This window comes from Pseudomonas citronellolis, assembly GCF_029335315.1.
Lineage (GTDB): Bacteria > Pseudomonadota > Gammaproteobacteria > Pseudomonadales > Pseudomonadaceae > Pseudomonas > Pseudomonas citronellolis_A.
The window spans coordinates 10,132-34,075 of record NZ_JARJLT010000142.1 but is presented as its reverse complement, the minus strand read 5'-3'; the positions used below and the strand labels follow the sequence as shown (position 1 = coordinate 34,075).

Sequence of the window (23,944 nt, the reverse complement as noted above, 5' to 3'; positions counted from 1 at the left end):
GGCGCTGCTCGACGAGCAACTCGACGCCCAGCGCCAGGCCCAGCGCCAGGCCGAGGACGGCCGCGAGCAACTGCGCCGGCGCATCCAGGAGGAAGGCCGCCGCCATGGCGAATTCAAGGCCGCGCTATCCGCCCAGCAGGCCAAGGTCGAACAGCTGACCCTGCGCCGCCGCCGCCTCGACGAGGAGCTGGCGGAGCTGGCCGAGCAGCGCGCCATCGAACACGAACAGCTCGGCGAAGCACGCCTGCACCTGCAGGTGGCGCTGGACGCCATGGCCGAGGACACCGGCCGCCGCGAAACGTTGCTGGCCGAGCGCGACAACCTGCGCGAGCGCCTCGACCGCATCCGCCAGGACGCCCGCCAGCACAAGGACCACGCCCACCAACTGGCGGTGCGGGTCGGCTCGCTGAAGGCGCAGCACGAATCCACCCGCCAGGCCCTGGAGCGCCTCGACGTGCAGGCGGTGCGCCTGGTCGAGCGTTGCGAGCAGCTCAACCTCAACCTGGAGGAGGGCGCCGCGCCGCTGGAAGAACTGCGCATGCGCCTGGAAGAGCTGCTGGAGCGGCGCATGGGCGTGGAAGAGGAACTCAAGACCGCGCGCCTGACCCTGGAAGACGCCGATCGCCAACTGCGCGACGCCGAGAAGCGGCGCACCCAGGCCGAGCAGCAATCGCAGCTGCTGCGCGGCCAGCTGGAACAGCAGCGCATGGAATGGCAGGCCCTGACCGTTCGTCGCAAGGCGCTGCAGGAGCAGCTCGGCGAGGATGGCTACGACCTCCACGCGGTGCTCGGCACCTTGCCCCACGACGCCGCCGAGAAGGTCTGGGAAACCCGCCTGGAAGAACTCGCCGGGCGCATCCAACGCCTGGGCGCGATCAACCTCGCGGCGATCGACGAATACCAGCAGCAATCCCAGCGCAAGCGCTACCTGGACGAGCAGAACGACGACCTGGTGGAAGCCCTGGAGACCCTGGAAAACGTCATCCGCAAGATCGACAAGGAAACCCGAAACCGCTTCAAGGAAACCTTCGACCAGATCAATGCTGGCCTTCAGGCGCTGTTCCCCAAGGTGTTCGGCGGCGGCCACGCCTACCTGGAACTTACCGGCGAGGATCTACTCGATACAGGGGTGGCGATCATGGCGCGCCCGCCGGGCAAGAAGAACAGCACCATCCATCTGCTCTCCGGCGGCGAGAAGGCGCTGACCGCGCTGGCCCTGGTATTCGCCATCTTCCAGCTCAACCCGGCGCCGTTCTGCATGCTCGACGAGGTCGACGCGCCGCTGGACGACGCCAACGTCGGGCGTTATGCCCGCCTGGTCAAGGAGATGTCGGAGAAAGTGCAGTTCATCTATATCACCCACAACAAGATCGCCATGGAAATGGCCGACCAATTGATGGGCGTGACCATGCACGAACCCGGTTGTTCGCGCCTGGTGGCGGTGGATGTGGAAGAAGCCGTGGCGATGGTGGAAGCCTGATGAAGTGCCTTCTGGACAAATTTCGTACAGTATTCGATGGCGCCGCGCTCTGACTTGCGTGGCTGTGGGGTAGATTCGTAACCCCTTGATTCGATTGGGGTAAAGCCCGTATTGGAAGGGATCGGAAAAAGTTGCGAATATTACTGCCGAGGGAAGCGGCAGACGGTGTAAAAGTTGTGTCGGGCATGCTAGCTTAATGCCCACTTTTGTTACGCGTGGACATACAACCAAGGTCCGCGTTTTACGGGATAGGACATCCCTTTTTCATCATCATTTTTATCAGGGGCACTGGGATTAATGGATATCGGTCTGCGCGAATGGCTGATCGTCATTGGGCTTATCGTGATCGCCGGCATTCTCTTCGATGGCTGGCGGCGCATGCGGGGCGGCAAGGGCAAGCTGAGGTTCAAGCTGGATCGGCACTTCGCCAACCAACTGGACGATGACGACGAAGGCGGCGGCGCCGAGGTGCTCGGCCCCTCGCGCGTGGTCGAACACCACGAACCTTCGCTGGACGAGCACGACCTGCCCAAGGTGAGCGCCAAGGATTCGCGCGGCAAGCGCCGCGGCGAGCCGCGCCAGGGCGACCTGGCCCTCGACGACCCGGCGCCGAACCTGCTTGGCCCGCTGGACGAGGAAGACTTCCCCGATCCGCTGAGCGACGCGGCCCAGGACAAGCCCAAGGCCAAGGAGCGCAAGAAGGACCGCGAGAAGGACAAGGAGCGCCCGGCGGCGCCCGCCGCGGCCCCGGCTCCGGTCGAGGAAGTGCTGATCATCAACGTCATCAGCCGTGACGAAGGCGGCTTCAAGGGCCCGGCCCTGCTGCAGAACATCCTGGAAAGCGGCCTGCGCTTCGGCGACATGGACATCTTCCACCGCCACGAGAGCATGGCCGGCAACGGCGAAGTGCTGTTCTCCATGGCCAACGCGGTTCGCCCGGGCACCTTCGACCTGGACAACATCGACCAGTTCAGCACCCGTGCGGTGAGCTTCTTCCTCGGCCTGCCGGGCCCGCGTCATCCGAAGCAGGCCTTCGACGTGATGGTGGCGGCGGCGCGCAAGCTGGCCCACGAGCTGGACGGCGAGCTGAAGGACGAGCAGCGCAGCGTGATGACCGCGCAGACCATCGAACACTACCGTCAGCGCATCATCGAGTTCGAACGCCGCGCGCTGACCCAGAAACGCTAATCTTTCCGCCTGGGGCGGATAGCCGAAGCCGGAAGCGACCCACCAGTCCTTCCGGCTTCGCGTTTTCTCCGGCCCCCCAAGGCCCCTTGAGCCCCGCATGCAGCAAACGGCTAGACCATGACCGACATCCAGACCGCCGCCCAACGCATCGCCCAGCTCCGCAGCGAGCTGGACGCGCACAACTACCGCTACTACGTGCTCGACGAGCCCAGCGTGCCGGACGCCGAGTACGACCGCCTGTTCCGCGAGTTGCAGGCCCTCGAGGCCGAGCACCCGGAGCTGGTGACCCCGGAGTCGCCGACCCAGCGCGTGGGCGGCGAGGCGCTGAGCGCCTTTGCCGAGGTGCGACACGAGGTGCCGATGCTCAGCCTGGGCAACGGCTTCGAGGAAGACGATCTGACGGCTTTCGACCGCAGCGTGCAGGCTGGCCTGGGCCTGCCGGCCGGCGACCTGTTCGGTGGCGGCGCCGAGGTGGAGTACAGCTGCGAGCCCAAGCTCGACGGCCTGGCGGTCAGCCTGCTGTATCGCGACGGCCTGCTGGTGCGGGGCGCCACGCGTGGCGACGGCAGCACCGGCGAAGACATCAGCGCCAACGTGCGGACCATCCGCAACGTGCCGCTGAAGTTGAAGGGCGAGGGCTGGCCGGCGGTGCTGGAGGTGCGCGGCGAGGTGTTCATGCCCAAGGCCGGCTTCGATGAGCTCAATGCCCGCCAGGCGGAAGTCGGTGGCAAGACCTTCGCCAACCCGCGCAACGCCGCTGCCGGCAGCCTGCGCCAGTTGGACCCGAAGATCACCGCCGCCAGGCCCCTGGAGTTCTGCTGCTACGGCGTCGGCCAGGTGAATGGCGAACTGCCGGCGACCCAGGTCGGCATGCTGCAGCAGCTAAAGGTCTGGGGCATCCCCATCAGCCGCGAGCTGAAGCTGGCCAAGGGCGTGTCCGAGTGCCTGGACTACTACCATGACATCGGCCGACGCCGCGCGAGCCTGGCCTACGACATCGACGGCGTCGTGTTCAAGGTCAACAACATCGAAGACCAGCAGCAACTGGGCTTCCGCGCACGCACCCCACACTGGGCGCTGGCTTTCAAGTTCCCGGCGCAGGAGGAACTCACGCAGGTGCTCGACGTGGAATTCCAGGTCGGCCGCACCGGTGCCGTGACCCCTGTGGCGCGCCTGAAGCCGGTGCAGGTGGCCGGCGTCACCGTGTCCAACGCCACCCTGCACAACATGGATGAAGTGGCGCGCCTGGGCCTGATGATCGGCGACAGCGTGATCATCCGCCGCGCCGGCGACGTGATCCCGCAGGTGATGCAAGTGGTGACCGAGCGCCGCCCGGCCGACGCGCGTCCCGTGCACGTGCCGGAGACCTGCCCGGTGTGCGGCTCGCAGGTCGAGCGCACGCAGCTGGTCAAGCGCGCCAAGGGCCGCGAGTCGGTCAGCGAGGGCGCCATCTACCGCTGCGTCGGCCGCCTGTTCTGCCAGGCCCAGCTGAAACAGTCGATCATCCACTTCGTCTCGCGCCGCGCCATGGATATCGACGGCCTCGGCGACAAGATCGTCGAGCAACTGGTGGACAAGGGCCTGGTGAAATCGCCGGCCGACCTCTACCGCCTGACCTACGAGCAGGTGGTCGAACTGGAAGGCTTCGCCGAGCTGTCCACGCGCAACCTGCTGCAGGCCATCGCCGACAGCCGCACCCCGAGCCTGGCGCGCTTCATCTACGCCCTGGGCATCCCCGACGTCGGCGAGGAGACCGCCAAGCTGCTGGCCCGCGCCCTGGGCTCGCTGGCGCGCATCCAGAAGGCGTTGCCGGAAGTGCTGACCTACCTGCCGGACGTCGGCGGCGAAGTGGCCTACGAGATCCACAACTTCTTCGCCGACGAGCACAACCGCGAGGTGATCGCCGAGCTGCTCGACGCCGAACATGGCGTGCGCTTGCAGGAGGAGGGCGAGGTGGCCGCCGAGTTCGCCGCTTGCGCGACCCTGCCGGGGTTCATCGACAAGCTGGGCATTGCCTTCATCGCCGCCACCGGCGCCGAGAAGCTGGCCGCCCGCTTCGGCAGCCTGGACGGCATCATCCAGGCCGACTGGCTCGACCTGCGCCAGGTCGAGCGCTTGCCCGAGCGCGCCGCCAAGAGCCTGCGCGAGTTCTTCGACGACGCCGGCAACGCCGCGCGCACCCAGGCCATCGAGGCCCAGCTGCGCGAGTTCGGCATGCACTGGGCGAGCGAGAAGAAGCAGGCCCAGGGCCTGCCGCTGGCCGGGCAGACCTGGGTGCTCACCGGCACCCTGGAGGCCATGAGCCGCGACGTCGCCAAGGAACACCTGGAAAGCCTCGGCGCCAAGGTCGCCGGTTCCGTGTCGGCCAAGACCCATTGCGTGGTCGCCGGCCCCGGCGCCGGTTCGAAATTGACCAAGGCCCAGGAACTCGGCGTGGCGGTGATGGACGAAGAAGGGCTGCTGAAACTACTCGCCGACCACGGCATCACTTCGTAACCCCAAGACCATTCGGAGAAACACCCCATGGCAATGACCAAGGAACAGCTGGTACGCGACCTCGCCGAGTCCCTCGACCTGACCCAGGCTTCGGTGCGCGGCCTGTTCGAACAACTGGCACAGATCGCCCAGGACGCCCTGGAGAACGACGGCGAACTGACCCTGCCGGGCCTCGGCAAGCTCAAGGTCAGCGAGCGCGCCGCGCGCACCGGGCGCAACCCGCAGACCGGCAAGAGCATCGAGATCGCCGCGAAGAAAGTGGTGCGCTTCGTGCCGGCCAAGGCCCTGGCCGACAGCCTCAACTGATCGGGGGTGGCGATGGACAAGGCCAGAAAGCAGCGCTTGTCGGGGCTGATCGCCCTGGTGCTGCTGTTCGCCCTTTATGTAGCCTGGACCGAGCGCCCGCAGATCCAGCTGCACTACGACGCCAACGGCTCCGGCCCGGTCAGCTACAGCTTCAAGGAGAACGGCGAGCAGAGCCTCAGCGGTGAAATCCAGCCCGGCGCGGTGCTGAGCTTCCCGCTGCGCCTGCTGCGCGGCGACGGCTACCAGGTGGCCTTCACCTTCCACCGGGGCGCCGAGAAATACGCCAGCTTCAGTACCCGCCCGGGGTACGAGAAGAGCGACCTGTTCCTCGGGCCCGACCTGGAAGTCTCCACCCAGCCGATCCCCAGCGGGATGATCCGCGCCCAGTGATCCCACGCGCCCCGCCGTTGCGCGGGGCCGCGTTCACAGGTATTCGATGTTCAACAGCAGCGGCCGCGCACCCCGTCGGTCGTCGAGATCGTGCAGGCGCACGCGCGTTGCCTGGCGATCCAGGGCCAGGCCCTGGTCCAGGTCGAGCGGGCGGCCCTGTTCATCGGTCACCTCCAGGCGCCGCGCCGGCTCGGCGCCGGACGGTTCGCTCAGGCGCGCCAGCGCCGGGCTGGCGCAACGCGGCAGGAGCAGGGTGGCGCGGTGGTCTTGCAGCGCCAGGGCGTCGGCCCGGCAGGGCGGGGCGACCACGCTGCCGTTGAAACTGAGGGTTGCGCCAGCGGCCAGCGACGGCAGGCACAGGCTGGCGCACAGGGCGAGCAAGGCGGGGGCACGTGGAGTCATGTCGGTCATCCTCGAACGGGGGAGATAGGGCTTCTCCCTTCCTGCCAGGCCATCGACCGGCCCGCGCCGCACTTGAGGTCAGATGGCCAGCATTTTCGGGTGGTGTGCGGCTAATCCCGGATTGCGGCGCTAAGTGCTTGAAGTGCTTGAAACTTGCGCTCAGCTGAGTACAATGTCGCGGCCCGCCGACCTTGGCGGGCTTCGTTATGGTGGCCCCGTCGGTCCCCCCGCAACGATTACCCGTCAACCTGGTCAGGTCCGGAAGGAAGCAGCCACAGCGGGAACATCGTGTGCCGGGGTGTGGCTGGCGGGGCCGCCTCCATTTCAGGGACAGGAAAAGTGCCTCCCTGACGCCACGGCGCAAAGCCGTCGCTTGCCAGCACGCTGTCTTCCCTCTTCATGGCTGCTTGATTGCGCGCGAACCCGCTCTAGGACAAAGTTCTCGGAAGTTATTACCCGTTGCCCAGAATTAATCTTTGGAAGTTCTAATCGACCCGCTCCGATAGGTAGGAATTTTCTTATATTGGTAAATGGGAAAAATCCGAGCTGTCGCTTTCTGCTTATTGATTTAAATTGCCGCTGCGCAATGGTGCGTGTGCGCGTCTTGGTAATTAATTTCAATGAGGTTGCTGTGAAAAAACTCAAGGTCGTTCTGGCGGATGATCATGCGGTCGTACTGATGGGGGTGCGGGGGATACTGGAGCGTCATCCGCAATATCAGGTGGGCGCCGAGGCGCGCACCCCTGGGGAACTGGTCGAGGCGTTGCAGCGCGAGCGATTCGATATCGCGGTGATCGATTTCAGCATGCCCGGCGATGAAACCTATGGCGACGGTGTGCGCTTCATCGGCTACCTGGCGCGCAATTTCCCCGAGGTGAAGTTCCTCGTCTTCACCATGCTTTCCAATCGCCTGGTGCTGGACCGACTGTGCGAGCTGGGGGTGCACGGTGTGGTTCGCAAGGATGCCGGCATGGCCCAGCTGGTCTCGGCCCTGGACGCCATCAGCAAGGGCCGCAGCCTGGTGCGCCAGCGCTCCAGCGAGGCCGAGGGGGGAGACCTGCACAACCGCCTGGCGGCGCTCTCGGTCAAGGAATACGAGGTGTTGCGGCTGTTCGTCTCGGGTCTGCGGGTCAGCGACATCGCCCGCCTGCTCAAGCGCAGCGACAAGACCATCAGCGCGCAGAAGTCCTCGGCCAAGCGCCGTCTCGGCGTGGTCACCGACCAGGAACTGCTCGCCTGCTGCCTGGAAGGACACTTCTTCGATTGAACCCCGACGCAAGGCGTCGATGTTCACCTTGCGGGCCCTCGGGCCCGCTTTTTTTTGCCCGCGAAGTACCACCCCGGGCAGCGCCGGAACAGCCGTTGGAAATAGTGGTAATAGTTATTACTGGCCAGATAAGAATTTTCTGAAGATGCGTAGGAATGGCGGGCTTGGAAGGGCTTTAGGAATATTCCTAATTTTTTGCGTGGTGGCCGTTTGTATTCTGTCGGCGAGGGAGTATTTCCCGTTATGAGCCGCTTCTTCGACGGGGCGGAAATACGCTTCAAGCATGCTCGTTAAGTGTGTGTGGCTGTAATTAATACAGCCGCTTTCGTGCTTGGAAATATCGTCAATATGGCAGGAGTAGATATGGCCGCAATTCAACTGATTGCGAAAAGTACTGGGCAAGTGACGGATGCCAGCGGCAACAACCTATTGTCGCTGGCGCGGCCGTGCGTGGTGAAAATCGCCGCTTCGCCGGAAGACGTCAAATCCATCAGCCGCAATGGCGACAGCCTGGTCGTGCGCCTGAAGAACGGTGAGGTCATCACCATCAACAACTTCTTCCACGTCGTGGATGGAGTGCGCAACGACCTGGTCATGGAAGACCCGAGCAATCACCAATTGTGGTTGGCCAGCTACTCCGAACCCTGGACCGGCGCCGAGCTGGTGGAGCTGGGCTCCATCGACGAGCTCATCGCCGAACAGTCCGACGACCATAACGCCGTGCTCGGCCTGCTGGTGCCCGGCGCCGGCTTCGGTGCCATCGGCATCGGCAACTACCTGGCCAGCCGCGGTGGCAGCGGCGGCGGTTCCAAGCACAAGGGCGGCGCGGTTCCCGACGCCCCGGAAATCCTCTTCAACAACCTCCAGGGCCTGACCGGCACCGCCGAGCCCGGCAGCCTGATCACCCTGACGCGTCCGGACGGCAGCACCGCCACCACCACCACCGATGGCAACGGCCACTGGAGCTTCCTGCCCAACCCGCTGGACAACGGCCAGGCCGGCGAAGTGACCGCCTCCAACGGCAACGGTCCGAGCACCCCGACGCCCACCGGGCCGGCCGACCTGATCGCGCCGAAAGACCCCATCGTCACCGAGAACAACGCCGACGGCCTGGCCGGCACCGGCGAGCCGGGCGACACCATCACCCTGCACAAGCCTGACGGCAGCACCGTGACCACCACCGTGGACGAGAACGGCAACTGGTCGTTCCCGGAAAACCCGCTGGGCAACGGCGAGCAGGGCACCCTGGTCGAAACCGACCCGGCCGGCAACCACAGCGGCAACGTCGACACCGGCGTGGCCGACCTGATCCCGCCGACCCCGCCGGTGATCACCGAGAACAACGGCAACGGCCTGGGCGGCACCGGCGGCGAGCCGGGCGACATCGTCACCGTGACCAAGCCTGACGGCAGCACCGCCACCACCACCGTGGACGGCAACGGCAACTGGGAATTCCCGGAGAACCCGCTGGGCAACGGCGAAAGCGGCGAAGTGACCATTACCGACCCGGCCGGCAACGTCAGCCCGCCGACCGAGACCGGCCCGGCCGATACCATCGCCCCGGAACCGCCAGTGGTCACCGAAAACAACGGTGATGGCCTGGGCGGCACCGGCGAACCGGGTGGCGAGATCACCGTGCACCTGCCCGACGGCAGCACCGTGACCACCATCGTCGACGAGAATGGCAACTGGGAGTTCCCCGAGAACCCGCTGGGCAATGGCGAGGAAGGTACCGTCACGGTGACCGACCCGGCCGGCAACATCAGCGGCGAGACCCCCACCGGCCCGGCCGACCTGATCGACCCGGAAGCCCCGCTGGGCGACGAAAGCCTGCAACTGATCGATGACGTGGCGCCGATCACCGGCACCATCGCGCACGGCGGCAAGACCAACGACGACCAGCCGACCTTCAGCGGCAAGGTGGCCGACGCCAATGACGTCAAGTCGGTCAACATCTATGACAACGGCGTGCTGATCGGCAGCGCCGCCGTGGACGCCGAAGGCAACTGGACCTTCACCCCCGACGACGCGCACAAGCTGGCCGAAGGCCCGCACAACTTCCAGGCCGCCTCGGTCGACGCCGCCGGCAACGAAAGCGCCAAGACCGCCGACTGGAACTTCACCGTCGACACCCAGGCGCCGACCGTGCCGGTCGACCCGCAGAACCCCGAATCGCTGCAACTGCTCGACGACGTCGGCGCCATCACCGGCCCGATCGCCAAGGGTGGCGTGACCGACGACGCGCGCCCGGAATTCAAGGGCGACATCGGCCCGGGCAGCGACACCGTACTGGTCAATATCTACGACAATGGCGAGCTGATCGGCTCCGCCGCCGTTGACGCCAACGGCCAGTGGTCGTTCACCCCCTCCGCAGACCTCGGCGAAGGCCCGCACAGCCTGCAGGCCGCGGCCGTGGACGGCGCCGGCAACGAAAGCGGCAAGACCGACGGCTGGGACTTCAGCGTCGACCTGACCGCGCCGAACCCGCTGCCCAGCGACCCGGAAGACTATGACCTGATCGACGACGTCGGCCTGGTTACCGGCTCCATCGCGCGTGACTCGGTCACCGACGACACCAAGCCCACCTTCGAGGGCAAGGGCGCCGGCAGCGACGCCACCTACGTATTCGTCTACGACAATGGCCAACTGATCGGCACCACCACGGTGAACGCCGACGGCAGCTGGTCGTTCACCCCCTCGCAGCCGCTGCACACCGGCGAGCACAACTTCCAGGCCGCCGCCGCCGACGCAGCCGGCAACGTCTCCAGCGAGCGCACCCCGGACTGGAAATTCAGCGTCGACGTACTGGCGCCGGACGCACCGTCCATCCAGCACGTGGTCGATGACCAGGCGCCGATCACCAGCGCCCACCTGCAACCGGGCTCGCTGACCGACGACCGCACCCCGACCGTATCCGGCACCTCCGAGCCGGGCAACGTCGTGCACCTGTACGTCAACGGCAACGAAGTCGGCAGCGTCGTCACCGACGCCGAAGGCAACTGGAGCATCACCACCAGCGACCTGGGCGCCGACGGCTCGAAGATCATCACCGCCCAGGCGGTCGATGCCGCGGGCCAGCAAAGCCCGATGACCGGCGGCTTCGAGATCATCCTCGACACCACCGCGCCGACCAAGCCGGAAGTGCCCAGCGCCATCGACAACGTCGGCGGCGACAGCGCCATCGTCGCTGGCGGCAGCACCGACGACACCACCCCGACCTTCGGCGGCAGCGCCGAGCCGGGCGACACCGTCACCATCAAGGATGGCGACAAGGTGCTGGGCACCGCCACCGTCGACGAAAACGGCAACTGGACCTTCACCCCGTCCGAACCGCTGGGCGAGGGCGACCACAGCATCACCACCGTGATCACCGACCCCGCTGGCAACAGCAGCGAGCCGAGCGACGCGCTGGACTTCAACGTCGATTCCTCCGCGGTGATCGTCAGCATCACCAAGGCCCTCGACGACTTCGGCGGCGTACAGGCCGACCTGGCCGACAGCGCCACCACCGACGACCGCACCCCGACCCTGGTGGGTACCGCCAATGCCGGTGCTCTGGTTCGTGTCTACGAAGGCGAGCACCTGCTCGGCAGCGTGGTCGCCAACGCCCAGGGCCAGTGGCAGCTCACCCTGCCGGAACAGGACGAGGGCCCGCACCACTACACCGCCGTGGCGCAGAACGCCGCCGGCAACGAAGGCAGCGCCGGCTTCAGCCTGGGCATCGACTTCACCGCGCCGACCGCGCCGGGCGAAGTCACCATCACCGACAACGTCGGCGAACCGGGCAACGGCTCGACCGAGCTGGGCGACGGCAGCACCACCAACGACACCACCCCGGTGATCAGCGGTAGCGGCGGCGAGCCGGGCGACATCATCACCATTATCGACAACGGCAACGACATCCTCGGCACCGCCGTGGTCGACGGCAACGGCAACTGGCAGTTCAAGCCGGAAGAGCCGCTGCCCGAGGGCGAGCACGAGATCACCGTCACCGCCACCGACGAGGCTGGCAACGTCAGCGAGCCGAGCCCGGGCGTGAGCATCACCGTCGACGTGACCCCGCCGGGGGCCATGCAGGCCCTGAGCCTGGTCGACGACGTCGAAGCCGTGACCGGCGAGATCGCCCACGACGGCAAGACCAACGACCTGCGCCCGGAATTCAAGGGCCAGCTGGCCGCCGGTGACGCCGCCTACGTCAACGTCTACGACAACGGCGTACTGCTCGGCACCGCCACCGTCGGCAGCGACGGCAAGTGGAGCTTCACCCCGTCCGCCGACCTGAGCGAAGCCGCGCACAACTTCCAGGCCGAGGCCGTGGACGCCGCCGGCAACGTCGGCGCCAAGACCCCCGAGTGGAAGTTCACCGTCGACACCACCACGCCGCCGCCACCGCAGCCGTGGGACCCGGACCAGCCCGAGCAGCTCAACCTGATCGATGACGTCGGCAGCAAGACCGGCACCATCGCCCATGGCGGCAGCACCGACGACGCCCAGCCGACCTTCCAGGGCAAGCTGCCCGAGGTGGGCGACATCGTCGCCATCAACGTCTACGACAATGGCCAACTGATCGGTAGCGCCGCGGTGAACGCCGACGGCACCTGGTCGTTCACCCCGGGCACCGACCTGGTCGACGGCCCGCACGACTTCCAGGCCGCCAGCGTCGATGGCGCCGGCAACGAAAGCGCGCGTACCGACAGCTGGGGCTTCACCGTCGACACCCTGCCGCCGACCGAACTGCCGCAGGGCGACGACGCGCTGCAACTGATCGACGACGTGGGCGCCAAGACCGGCCTGATCGCCAAGGGCGACGTGACCGACGACGCCAAGCCGACCTTCATCGGCAAGGGCGCGCCGGCCGACGCCGTGCTGGTCAACATCTACGACAACGGTGTGCTGATCGGCAGCGCCAGCGTCAGCAATGGCGAGTGGAGCTTCGAGCCGTCGCAACCGTTGCTGGCCGGCTCGCACGACTTCCAGGCCGCCGCGGTGGACGCCGCCGGCAACGAAGGCGAGAAGACCGCCGACTGGAACTTCACCCTCAAGCTGAACGCTCCGCAGGCGCCGTCGCTGAACCATGTGAGCGATGACTTCGGTCCGATCACCAGCACCCACCTGCAACCGGGCGCCGTCACCGACGACAAGACCCCGACCGTCTCCGGCACCGCCGAGCCGGGCACCGTGGTGCACCTGTACGTCAATGGCAGCGAGGTAGGCAGCGTCGCCACCGACGCCGAAGGCAACTGGAGCATCACCGCCAGCGACCTGGGCGCCGATGGTTCGAAGGTCATCACCGCCAAGGCCGTCGACGAGGCTGGCCAGTCCAGCCCGCAGACCGGCGGCTTCGAGATCATCCTCGACACCACCGCGCCGGCCAAGCCTGGCGTGCCGGGCGCCGAAGACAACATCGGCGCCATCACCGGGCCGATCACCGATGGCGTGACCGACGACACCACCCCGACCTTCAGCGGCACCAGCGAGCCGGGCGCCACCGTCACCATCAAGGATGGCGACAAGGTGCTGGGCACCGCCACCGTCGGCGAAGACGGCAACTGGTCGTTCACCCCGTCCGAGCCGCTGGCCGAAGGCGAGCACAGCATCACCACCCAGGTCACCGACCCGGCCGGCAACGTCAGCGAGCCGAGCGACGCCCTGGAACTGGTGATCAACACCCAGGCCGTCAGCGTCAGTGTGCTCAAGGCGCTGGACGACGCCGGTGACAAGACCGGCGACCTGGCCAACAACGCCACCACCGACGACAGCAAGCCGACCCTGGTGGGCACCGCCACCGCTGGCGCGCTGGTCACCGTCATGGAAGGCGCCAACGTGCTGGGCAGCGTCGTCGCCGACGCAACCGGCCACTGGACCCTGGAACTGCCGCAGCAGGCCGATGGCGCGCACAGCTACAGCATCGTCGCCAGCAACGGCGCCAACAGCGCCAACGCCAGCTTCGCGCTGACCGTCGACACCCTCGCGCCGAGCAAGCCGGGCCCGATCACCGCGATCGACGACCAGGGCGACGTCACCGGCCCGATCACCGGCGGCGTGACCGACGACGCCACCCCGACCCTCGGCGGCAGCGCCGAGCCGGGCAGCGTCATCACCATCAAGGACGGCGAGACCGTACTGGGCAGCACCACCGTCGGCGAAGACGGCACCTGGTCGTTCACCCCGCCGGCGCTGGAGGATGGCGACCACGCCATCAGCGTCATCGCCACCGACCCGGCCGGCAACGTCAGCGAACCCAGCGACGTGCTGCCGATCAAGGTCGACACCAGCGAGGTCAAGGTCAGCATCACCCAGGTGGTGGATAACGCCGGCAGCATCACCGGCGACATCGCCAAGGGCGGCGTGACCGACGACAGCACCCCGACCCTGCACGGCAAGGGCGTGGCCGGTGAAACCGTGCACGTCAGCCTCAAGGGCGGCGCCGAAATCGGCACCGCGCTGGTCGACGCCCAGGGCAACTGGACGTTCGAGCTGCCGGCCCAGGCCGACGGCGCGCACACCTACGTCGCCAGCATCGACAACGGCGCCAACAGCGCCAGCGCCGAGTTCAACCTGGTGATCGACACCGTCGCCCCGGCCAAGCCGGAAGGCATCGGCGCCATCGACGACCAGGGCAAGGTCACCGGCAGCATCGAGGCCGGCGGCACCACCGACGACAACCAGCCGACCCTCGGCGGCAAGGCCGAGCCGGGCAGCACCGTCACCATCAAGGATGGCGACACCGTGCTGGGCACCGCCATCGTCGACGGCCAGGGCAACTGGAGCTTCACCCCGCCGGCACCGCTGGGCGAGGGCGAGCACAGCATCACCGCCGAAGCCACCGACGCCGCAGGCAACACCAGCGAGCCGAGCGACGCGCTGGCGTTCACCGTCGACACCGCCGCGATCACCGTCAGCGTCACCAAGGCCGTCGACAACGTCGGCAGCAAGACCGGCGACCTGAGCGACAAGTCGATCACCGACGACACCCGTCCGACCCTGATCGGCACCGCCACCGCTGGCGCCATCGTCAGCATCCTCCATGGTGTGGATCTGCTCGGCACCGCCGTGGCCGACGCTTCCGGCAAGTGGAGCTTCGAACTGCCGGAGCAGGCCGACGGCACCTACAGCTTTGGCATCGTGGCCAAGGGCGCCAACGGCAACGAGGCCAGCACCGGCTTCGAACTGACCATCGACACCCAAGCTCCGTCCGCGCCGACCGGCGTGACCGTGACCGACAACGTCGGCGCGCACCAGGGCCAACTGCAGCCGGGCGACGTCACCGACGACAACGCGCCGGTGATCGGTGGCCACGGCGCCAAGCCGGGCGAAGTCATCACCGTCTACGACAACGGCAGCAAGCTCGGCACCGCGATCGCCGACGCCGGCGGCAACTGGCAGTACAAGCCGGAAACCCCGCTGGCCGATGGCGCGCACCAGATCTCCGCGTCCTCCACCGACGCCGCCGGCAACGAAAGCGCCCAGGGTCCGTCGCTGAGCTTCAGCGTCGACACCACCCCGCCGGGCGTCAGCACCGACCTGGATCTGGTCGATGACGTCGGCCTGGTGACCGGCACCATCGAAATCAACAGCACCACCGACGACGCGCGTCCGCAGTTCAGCGGCCGCCTGGCCGCCGGCGAAGCCAGCTACGTCAACGTCTACGACGGCGCCAAACTGCTGGGCACCGCCACTGTCGCCGCGGATGGCAGCTGGAGCTTCCAGTCGCCGTTGCTGGAGGCCGGCAACCATGACTTCCGCGCGGAAGCCGTGGACGCCGCCGGTAACGTCGGCGTGAAGACCCCGGACTGGAACTTCGTCGTCGCAGGCGACAACACCCAGCCGAGCCAGCCGTCGTTCAGCACCGTGCTGGATGACCAGGGCAACGTGACGGGGCCGCTGCAGAAGGGCGATACCACCGACGACAAGAGCCTGACCGTTCAGGGCACCGCCGACGCCAACACCGTCGTGCACCTGTACGTGGACGGCAACGAAGTCGGCAGCGCCAGCGTCGGCGCCGATGGCAAGTGGAGCATCGAAACCGGCGACCTGGGCGCCGATGGCGTGAAGAACATCACCGCCCAGGCGGTCAACGACATCGGTCAGGAAAGCACCGTGGCCGGCCCGTACGACATCGTCCTCGACACCACCGCGCCGGCCCAGCCGGGCATGGTCGTGGCCGCTGACGATATCGGCGAGCTCACCGGCGCCATCAACCCCGACAGCGTCACCGACGACAACCTGCCGACCTTCTCCGGCAGCGGCGCCGAAACCGGGGCCACCGTCACCGTCAAGGACGGCGAGACCGTCCTGGGCACCGCCATCGTCGATGAAAGCGGCAACTGGAGCTTCACCCCGTCCGAACCGCTGGGCGAGGGCGAGCACAGCATCAGCGCCAGCGTCACCGACAAGGCCGGCAACACCAGCGAAGCCAGCGACCCGCTGAACTTCACCGTGGACACCAGCGCAGTCGTGGTCAGCATCCTGCGCGCCAAGGACGACGTCGGCAGCATCCAGACCGACGTCAGCGCCAACGGCGTCACCGACGACACCACGCCGCGCCTGGAAGGCACCGCCACCGCCAACGCCGTGGTGACCATCAAGGAAGGCGCGAACGTCATCGGCAGCACCACCGCCGATGCCGCGGGCAACTGGCACTTCGACCTGCCGCAGCAGAGCGAAGGCGCGCACACCTACATCGCCGTGGCCAAGAACCAGGCCGGCACCGAAGGCAGCGCCAGCTTCGCCCTGACCATCGACACCATCGCTCCGGACGCCCCGGCGATCGGCAAGGTGATCGACGATGTCGGCAGCAAGACCGGCGAACTGGCCAACGGTGGCTTCACCGATGACCAGAGCCCGACCCTGTACGGCACCAGCGGCGCCGAAGGCGACCTGATCAAGATCTACGACAACGGCGAGCTGCTCGGCAGCGTGGTGGCCGGCCCGGGCGGCGCCTGGAACTGGAACCCCACCGGCGACACCGAGAAACTCTCCGAGGGCCCGCACGAGCTGACCGTCACCGCGACCGACAAGGCCGGTAACGAAAGCGCGCACAGCCCGGCCTTCGAGGTCAACGTGGACGTCACCGCGCCGGGCGCCATCACCGACCTGGACCTGTACGACGACGCTGGCGCCTTCACCGGCACCATCACCGCCGGCAAGGTGACGGACGACTCCACCCCGACCTACAGCGGCCACGTCGACCCGGCTTCCGGCGCGCAGTACGTGAACATCTACAGCAACGGCAAGTTCTTTGGCACCGCCACGGTGAATGCCGAAGGCGACTGGGCGTTCACGCCCATGCCCATGGCTACCGGTAGCTACACCTTCTCGGCCGCCGCGGTGGACGCCGCCGGCAACGAAGGCCCGCGCACCGACGGCTGGGACTTCAGCATCTTCATCGGTGGCCCGTCGGAGCCGGCCATCACCAACGTCAGCGACGACTTCGGCCCTGAGCAGGGCTACCTGCAGAAGGAAGACATCACCGACGACACCACCCTGATCCTGACCGGTACCGGCCAGGCCGGCGCCACGCTGTACCTGTACGCGCGCCTCAGCGAAGACGGCCCGGGCACCCTGGTGGGCTCGGCGCTCATCGACGCCCAGGGCGAGTGGGAAATCACCACCTCCGACCTGTCCCTGCTGGGCGGCGACGGCATGAAGTACCTCTATGCCCAGGCCCAGGATGGCACCGGCCAATGGAGCACCACCACCGGCAACTTCCCGATCGAGCTGTACACGGGGGTACCGGAGGCACCGGAACTGTTGTCGTTCGTCACCAAGGACTTCACCACCCAGGTGTCCGGCAACCTGACCAGCGACACCACTCCGAGCATTTCCGGCAAGGGTGAGCCGGGTTCCCTGGTGACCATCTCCGACAATGGCGAGGTCATGGGCAGCGCCGTCGTCGGCGAAGACGGCACCTGGAGCTACACGCCTGAAAGCCCGCTGGCCGATGGCGAGCACGCGTTCACCGCGGTGATCACCGACAAGGTCGGCAACACCACCGAGGCGAGCGAGCCGTGGCTGTTCGTGGTCGATACCCTGCCGCCGAACGTCGGCCTGGACATCAACACCGCCGAGCAACTGGCCGGGCAGACCGAGCCGGGCGCGATCGTCACCGTGGTCGACAAGGCGGGTGCCAGCCACACCGTCACCGCCGACCAGGACGGCCGCTGGAGCATCCAGCCCAACCCGCTGGGCCTGGGCCAGGACGGCAGCATCAGCGTCCAGGACGCCGCCGGCAACCAGTCCGAGCCGATCGTCATCCAGGGCGACGTGCTGGCCAGCTACGACCTGACCCGCTACACCGACAAGGTGAACACCACCGAATCGGGCGACCAGGCCAACCCGAGCGTGACCACGCTGAAGGACGGCAAGATCGTCGTCGTCTGGCAGGGCGGCGACACCTCTACCGGCAACGCCGACTCCTACATGCAGCTCTTCGAAGCCGATGGCGTTACCCGCATCGGTGGCGAGCAGCAGGTCAACCAGCGCAACTCCAGCAACCAGGACAGCCCGCAAGTGGTGGCCCTGGCCGATGGCGGCTACCTGGTGGTCTGGGAATCCTACAAGGCCGGCCCGGACACCAGCGAGGACGGCATCATGGCGCGCCGCTACGCGGCCGACGGCAGCCCGGTGGGCGACGAGTTCGCGGTCAACCAGAACACCGCGGGCGGCCAGAAGTCGCCGGTGGTGGTGGCGCACGCCGACGGCGGCTACACCATCAGTTGGATGAGCGACCCGGATGGCAGCAACACCGACCTGATCGTGCAGCGCACCTTCGACGCCCATGACAAGCCGGTTACCGGCGACGTCACCGTGGGCAGCGGCGACCGCTACGGCCTGTACGGCGCACCGGCGATGGACGCCTTCACCGACGCGGCGCACAAGGGCATGTACGTGACCGTGTGGAACGGCTACAACGGCCCGTCCGACAAGGCCAGCACCGGCGTCATTGGCCAGCTGTACAAGGCCGACGGCACCCCGCTGGGCAACAACTTCCAGATCAACAGCACCACCGGCAACAGCCAGGACTACCCGGACGTGATCACCCTGAAGGACGGTTCCTTCATTGTGGTCTGGGAGGGCAACCCCCCGGGCAGCACCGGCTATGACGTCTACATGGCGCACTACAGCGTGAACCCGGACACCGGTGCCGTGCAGCAGATCGGCATGGGCGACGAGCGCGTCAACACCAGCCTCGCCGGCGACCAGTACAAGCCCACCGCGGTGGCGCTGAACGACGGCGGCTACATGATCCTCTGGGGTTCGGCTGGCGGCGACGGCAGCGGTTCGGCGGTCTTCGCCCAGCGCTACAGCGCCAGCGGCGAGAAGCTCGGCCGCGAGTTCATCGTCAACCCGACCACCGATGGCAACCAGGGCTGGGCCGGCGAGAGCGTCGACCTGAAGAACCTGCTCGACGCCACCGTGATGGAAGACGGCAACGTCTACGTCACCTGGCAGAGCGACAAGGCTGACAGCAGCGGCTGGGGCATCGAGAGCACCGTCGTCGACATCGACGCCGGCTACTACTCGGAGTTCCGTGTCAACAGCACCACCAGCGGCGACCAGGACAACTCCGCCACCGCGCGCCTGCCCAACGGCGGCTTCGTGGTGGTCTGGGAATCGGCCAACGTCGACGGCTCCGGTGACGGTGTCGTGGCGCAGCTGTACGACGCCAAGGGCATGCCCGTGGGCGGCGAGTTCGTGGTCAACAGCACCACCGCCAACTTCCAGGGCAGGCCTTCGGTGGCGGTGCTCGCGGACGGCAGCTTCGTGGTCAGCTGGACCAGCAACGCCGGCGGCAACGACGCCGTGATGCAGCAGAAGTACGGCTACACCTACGACCTCGACGGCCACATCAGCGGCGCGGTCCGTCAGGGCGGCGAGTACATGGTCAACGTCAACGACGCCGGCGCCCAGCGCTACTCCAGCATCACCGCGCTGGAAGACGGCGGCTACATGGTGACCTGGAAGTCGTCCGTAGGCGGCGAATGGCACATCTACACCCGCCAGTACAAGGCCGATGGCTCCCCGGTGGGTAGCGAGCAGATGGTCGCCGACACCAACATGTCGGATACCCTCGACACCCGTGCGACCGGCATCAGCACCCTGGAAGACGGCCGTGTGGTCTTCTCCTACGCCCACTACACCGGTGGCAGCGCCGGCTACGACGTCTACTTCCGCATCTACGACCCGGTCACCAAGACCTTCGGCGCGGAAATCGTGGCGAACCAGACCACCGCCAACAACCAGGCGTCGCCGAGCGTGACCCACCTGGCCAACGGCAACTTCGTGGTCACCTGGGACTCCAACGACAACAGTGGCCTGGACGCCGTCGGCTACGGCACCTGGGGGCGCGTCTTCAACGCCGCCGGCGAACCGGTGAGCGGCGAGTTCCTGGCTACCGGCAGCACCCTTAATAACCAGGCCCTGCCGGTGGTCGTTGCCCGCGAGGGCGGTGGCTTCGTGGTCATCTACCAGTCGCAGACCGACGCGGCGCCGGGCGCGGGTACCTATGGTATCTACGCCCAGTACTTCGACGATGCCGGCCACAAGGTAGGCCAGACCCTGCAGATCAACCAGCTGGTAACCGGCGATCAGACGCAGATTTCCGCGACCTTCCTGGACAGCGGCAAGCTGTACGTGAGCTGGACCGACAACGGCGTCAGCGATGGCAGCGGCAGCGCGGTCAAGGGCCGCCTGGTGGACCTGGACGAGACCCTCGGCCTGACCCCGCCGACGCCCCATGGCGAAGGCGTGACCGGTATCGACTACGTGCCGAGCAACCCGCCGGAAATCAGCGTGCTCAGCGTGGGCCTGGACCACAACAGCGCCGACCAGCTCGGCGGCGTGACCGAGCCGGGCGCCATCGTCACCGTGGTCGACGGCAAGGGCGTGAGCCACTCCGTGACCGCCGACGAGCACGGCCGCTGGGCGATGTACCCCAACCCGCTGGCGCAAGGCGAACAGGGCACCCTGTCGGCCCACGACGGCAACGGCCACGAGGCACTGCCGGTGGACATCCAGGGCGCGGCCCTGGCCGACTACCAGCTGGACCGCCACACCGTGGGGGTGAACACCACCGAGTCCGGCCCGCAGGCCAACCCGAGCAGCGCCACCCTGGCCGACGGCAAGATCATCGTCGTCTGGCAGAGCGGCGATACCTCCACCGGCAACGCCGACGTGTACATGCAACTGTTCGCGGCTGACGGCGTGACCAAGATCGGCACCGAGCAACTGATCAACCAGCGCAACGCCAACAACCAGGACAGCCCGCAGGTCATCGCGCTGGCCGACGGCGGCTACCTGGTGGTCTGGGAGTCCTACCAGGCCGGCCCGGACACCAACGCCGACGGCGTCATGGCGCGCCGCTACGGCGCCGATGGCACGCCGCTGACCGACGAGTTCCTGGTCAACGTCAATACCGCTGGCGGCCAGCGTGGCCCATCGGCGGTGGCCCATGCCGATGGCAGCTACACCATCAGCTGGGCTAGCGACCCGGATGGCAGCACCACCAACCTGATCGTGCAGCGCACCTACGGGGCCGATAACAAGCCGCTGACGGGCGATGTGACCGTGGGTAGCGGTGACACCTACGGCAACTACGGCACGCCGGAAATGGCCACCTTCGGCGACGCGGCGCACCAGGGCATGTACATGACCGTGTGGAACGCCTACAACGGCCCGGTCGACAAGTCTGGCACCAGCGTCATCGGCCAGATCTTCAAGGCCGACGGCACCCCGCTGGGCGTCAACTTCCAGGTCAACAGCATCACCGGCAACAGCCAGAACTACCCGGACGTGATCACCCTGAAGGACGGCACCTTCATTGTGGTATGGGAAGGCAACCCGCCGGGCAGCAGCGGCTACGACGTCTACATGGCGCACTACAGCGTGAACCCGAACACCGGTGCCGTGCAGCAGATCGGCATGGGCGATGAGCGCGTCAACAGCAACATCGCTGGCGACCAGTTCAAGCCCACCGCGGTGGCGCTGAACGACGGCGGCTATCTGGTGGTGTGGGGTTCCGCCGGCGGCGACGGCAGCGGTTCGGCGGTCTTCGCCCAGCGCTACAGCGCCAGCGGCGAGAAGCTCGGCCGCGAGTTCCTGGTGAACCCGACCACCGATGGCAACCAGGGCGCGGTCAGCTCCAGCTCCGACCTGACCAACGTGCTCGACGCCACCCTGCTGCAGGATGGCAACGTCTACGTGACCTGGCAGAGCGACAAGGCCGACAGCAACAGCTGGGGCATCCAGGGTACCGTCATCGACATCGATGCCGGCTACTACTCGGAGTTCCGCGTCAACAGCACCACCAGCGGCGCCCAGGACAACTCGGCCACCGCGCGCCTGCCCAACGGCGGCTTCGTGGTGGTCTGGGAGTCGGCCAGCGGCGACGGTTCCAACGACTGTGTCATGGCGCAGCTGTACGACGCCAAGGGCATGCCGGTGGGCGGTGAGTTCAAGGTCAACAGCACTGCCAACGACTTCCAGGGCAAACCGTCCGTGGAAGTGCTCAAGGACGGCAGCTTCGTGGTCAGCTGGACCAGCTACGCTGGCGGCAACGACGCCATCATGCAACAGAAGTACGGCTACACCTACGACCTGCAGGGCCACATCAATGGTGCGGTCGCCAAGGGCGGCGAGTACATGGTGAACATCAACGATGTTGGCAACCAGCGTTACTCCAACATCACCGCACTGGACGACGGCGGCTACATCATCAGCTGGAGCTCGAACACCACCGGCACGAGCGGCAAGTGGGTCATGTTCATGCGCCAGTACTCGGCCGACGGCACCCCGGTGACTGGCGATGTACAGGTGGGTGATGCCAGCTACTACACCTCGTCCGGTCCGGACGCGGCGTCGATGGCGACCCTGAAGGACGGCACCGTGGTGATCGCCTACAACCGTGACGCCGGTGGCGCCGCGGGCGTGGAGTCGTACTTCCGTATCTACGACCCGGTCACCAAGTCCCTGGGCGCCGAAGTGCTGGCCAACCAGCTCTCCGCTGGCAAGCAGTCCTCGCCGTCGGTGTCGCTGCTGTCCAACGGCAACTTCATCGTCACCTGGGATTCCAACGACAACAGCGGCCTCGACCAGTCCGGCCTCAGCACCTGGGGACGCCTGTTCAACGCCAAGGGCCAGGCACTGGGCAACGAGTTCATCGTGTCCGGCAGCACCCTGGGTGACCAGTCCGAGCCGATCGTGGTGGCTCGCGAGGGCGGCGGTTTCGTGGTGGTCTACACCTCGAAGAGCGAAGGCGCGCCGGGTTCGGGCACCTTCGGTGTCTACGCCCAGTACTTCGACGACGCCGGCCACAAGGTGGGCCCGGAGCTGCACGTCAACCAGCTGGTGACCGGCGATCAGACGCAGATCTCCGCCACCTTCCTGGACAGCGGCAAGCTGTTCGTGAGCTGGACCGACAGCGGCGTGAGCGACGGCAGCGACACCGCCGTCAAGGGCCGCCTGGTGGACCTGGACGAAACCCTCGGGTTGACTCCGGCGGTACCGGAAGGCGGCGCGACCCATGTCGACTACCACCCGGTTTCCGACATCGTGGGCACCGCCGGCAACGACATGCTCGACGCTCGCGGCTACACCACCGCCAGCGGTGGCGAGGGTAACGACGCCATCATCATCGACGGTACCGGCTTCGGCCATATCGACGGCGGTGCCGGCCACGACACCCTGGTGTGGGCTTCGCACAACCCGCTGAACCTGGCGGCCATCGCGGACAAGGTGGAGAACATCGAGTCGATCCACCTGACCGAAGGTGTCAGCCAGCTGCTCACCCTGACCCTGGGCGACCTGCTGAAGGTTACCGGCAAGGACGCGAACAACGAGCAGACCCTGAAGGTCACCGGCGACACTGGCGCCAAGGGCGTGTTCGACACCGTCGACATCGACCTTGGCGCCTGGTCGAAGGCCGCGCAGGTTACCGAGAACAACGTCACCTATGACGTCTACAACTCGACCAGCGCGTCCTACGCGCACCTGCTGATCCAGGAGGGCCTGCACGTCGTCTGACCGACCCTGGGCTGAACCGGTGGAAGCCAGCCAGGCGCTGTTTGCCTGGCCTGGCGCTCCACCCTGACTGGTCACCCTGGCCGGGGCATATGCCCCGGCACGGGCGACCCTTTTTCGAAAACGGCGCGAACCTCGGTTCGCGCCGTTTTTTTATGGCCGCGAGAACCTGGGACCAACCCATGTGCGTCATGCCCGCGATGCGCCGTACGGGCGTAGGGCGAATAACCGTTCGCGGTTATCCGCCGATGATGCCGGCGCGAAGGGTTGCGGCGGATAACGCTTGGGGCGTTATGCGCCCTACGGTCTTGGCTCCGCAGGAGCGCGCCATGCACGCGATTCGCCGTACGGGCGTAGGGCGAATAACCGTTCGCGGTTATCCGCCGATGATGCCG

The 23,944-nt window shown here is 67.0% G+C and carries 7 protein-coding genes, 1 other RNA gene and 1 pseudogene; 8 read left to right on the top strand and 1 reads right to left on the bottom strand.

The features are described from left to right. The 5 genes and pseudogenes from P3W75_RS11960 to P3W75_RS11940 form a co-directional block, all read left to right on the top strand. Positions 1-1,480: pseudogene (locus P3W75_RS11960) on the top strand (chromosome segregation protein SMC); the annotation flags it as partial. A 297-nt stretch (positions 1,481-1,777) separates the two neighbouring features. Then, entirely contained in the window at positions 1,778-2,668 is an 891-nt protein-coding gene (zipA, locus tag P3W75_RS11955) for a cell division protein ZipA (RefSeq protein ID WP_276227558.1), read from the top strand. Between the two features lie 117 nt (positions 2,669-2,785). After that, positions 2,786-5,164: an NAD-dependent DNA ligase LigA gene (gene ligA, locus P3W75_RS11950; protein ID WP_276227557.1), complete on the top strand. Its 2,379-nt coding sequence runs from the start codon at positions 2,786-2,788 to the stop codon at positions 5,162-5,164. 27 nt (positions 5,165-5,191) lie between these two features. Next, entirely contained in the window at positions 5,192-5,470 is a 279-nt protein-coding gene (locus P3W75_RS11945; protein WP_276227556.1) for an HU family DNA-binding protein, read from the top strand. A gap of 12 nt (positions 5,471-5,482) precedes the next feature. Next, positions 5,483-5,860, top strand: a complete 378-nt coding sequence (locus tag P3W75_RS11940; protein ID WP_276227555.1) for a hypothetical protein — start codon at positions 5,483-5,485, stop codon at positions 5,858-5,860. Positions 5,861-5,893: 33 nt separating this feature from the next. Here the strand turns inward: P3W75_RS11940 and P3W75_RS11935 are convergent, their stop codons facing one another. Then, a complete protein-coding gene (locus P3W75_RS11935) occupies positions 5,894-6,262 on the bottom strand; it encodes a hypothetical protein (RefSeq protein ID WP_276227554.1) in 369 nt (122 codons plus the stop codon). A 216-nt stretch (positions 6,263-6,478) separates the two neighbouring features. Here P3W75_RS11935 and ffs point away from each other — a divergent pair. The 3 genes from ffs (at position 6,479) to P3W75_RS11920 (ending at position 23,552) form a co-directional block, all read left to right on the top strand. Beyond that, positions 6,479-6,575: signal recognition particle sRNA small type (ffs, locus tag P3W75_RS11930), an RNA gene on the top strand. Between the two features lie 318 nt (positions 6,576-6,893). After that, positions 6,894-7,529, top strand: a complete 636-nt coding sequence (locus P3W75_RS11925; protein ID WP_276227553.1) for a response regulator — start codon at positions 6,894-6,896, stop codon at positions 7,527-7,529. A 348-nt stretch (positions 7,530-7,877) separates the two neighbouring features. Further along, positions 7,878-23,552, top strand: a complete 15,675-nt coding sequence (locus P3W75_RS11920; protein WP_346429857.1) for an Ig-like domain-containing protein — start codon at positions 7,878-7,880, stop codon at positions 23,550-23,552. Positions 23,553-23,944 lie beyond the last annotated feature (392 nt).

Coding starts and splice junctions, on each gene's coding strand:
- zipA (WP_276227558.1), top strand. CDS start 1,778: ATGGATATCGGTCTGCGCGAATGGCTGATCGTCATTGGGCTTATCGTG.
- ligA (WP_276227557.1), top strand. CDS start 2,786: ATGACCGACATCCAGACCGCCGCCCAACGCATCGCCCAGCTCCGCAGC.
- P3W75_RS11945 (WP_276227556.1), top strand. CDS start 5,192: ATGGCAATGACCAAGGAACAGCTGGTACGCGACCTCGCCGAGTCCCTC.
- P3W75_RS11940 (WP_276227555.1), top strand. CDS start 5,483: ATGGACAAGGCCAGAAAGCAGCGCTTGTCGGGGCTGATCGCCCTGGTG.
- P3W75_RS11935 (WP_276227554.1), bottom strand. CDS start 6,262: ATGACTCCACGTGCCCCCGCCTTGCTCGCCCTGTGCGCCAGCCTGTGC.
- P3W75_RS11920 (WP_346429857.1), top strand. CDS start 7,878: ATGGCAGGAGTAGATATGGCCGCAATTCAACTGATTGCGAAAAGTACT.